The 1,062-nt window shown below is 72.1% G+C and carries 1 pseudogene; it reads right to left on the bottom strand.

What is annotated here, in order from left to right:
- Positions 1–156: 156 nt before the first annotated feature.
- Positions 157–1,062: pseudogene (locus tag AB8Z36_RS40545) on the bottom strand (type VI secretion protein); the annotation flags it as partial.

The raw sequence follows: 1,062 nt of genomic DNA, 5'->3' as shown, positions 1-1,062 counted from the left end.
TCTATCTGCGGTTCGGTTTCATACGCGGCGGAGGGGCCACCCAGGTGCCGGGCGACCCCTCTTCGTGGGAGTACGAGATGGTGCTGAAGAAGCCCTAGGCGTCCGCGGGGCGGCGTGTGGGGCTCGCCGGGGCCGTTCCGTGGGGGGACCGGTGTCCTAGACGACCGGCAGTTCGCTGTCCGGCCAGCGGGCCCTGCCCTGTTCGCGGGAGCGGAGCAGGGCCAGGGTCGGCAGGCCCTGCTCGGCGCCGGTCAGGAGCAGCTCCGGGAGCTGGGGCAGCGGGGCCACCGCGGCGGCGTCGTCCAGGACCAGCGTCATTGGTGGGTCGAGCCGACCGGAGGATGACCGTTCGGCCATGCGCCGGCCGTGCTCGACCACGCTGGAGGCGAGTGCCGTGAGGAGCGGCATGGCACCCGGGCCCTGGCGGGACTTGGGATCCTCGATCGCCTCACCCACCACAAAAAGCGTGCCCCCTTCATGCACAAAGGAATCCAGGGTCAGCGCGTCAGTTCGGTTTGGGGTGCACGATTCACGTACGTGGACGGTGAAGAGCGCGGAGAGGGCGCGGGCCGTCAACTCCTGGGCGATGTCCCGTCGTTCCGGATAGGCGGTGAGGGCGGCCTCCAGCTCGCCCGCGGCACCCGAGGTGGCCCTGGGGTGGGTCCGCAGGATGCGTACCGCCTCCTGGACCTGGGTGCCCTGCGCCCAGCGGTGCACGTTCTTCATCGGCTTGTCGCCCACCGCGGCGGCGTGCAGAAAGCTGCGGAGCAGCAGCTCCGCCGTGTCGGCGACGGCGGCGTCGAGGCGGGCGGCGGGCCGGATCGGGGCGAGGAGAGCGGCGGCGCGCTGTGCCGCCGTCGCCTTGTCCTCGCAGCCGGAGGTGGGCGACCAGTGCATACGGGCCGGGGTGTCGCAGAGGTGTGAGGGGTCGTAGAGGAGGACGGGGCCGAGCTTGGCCCGCGCGTCCTTCGTCTCCTCCCACAGGGTGGGGTCGGACGTCAGGACCAGCGCCGCCCCTTCGGCGTCCTGCACCGCCTGGAGAGCACGCGGTCGCCGTGCGTC

It is taken from the genome of Streptomyces flavofungini (genome assembly GCF_041028215.1).
GTDB lineage: Bacteria > Actinomycetota > Actinomycetes > Streptomycetales > Streptomycetaceae > Streptomyces > Streptomyces flavofungini_B.
Note: the sequence above shows the minus strand (reverse complement) of the source record. Positions and strands in the feature narration are given on the sequence as shown.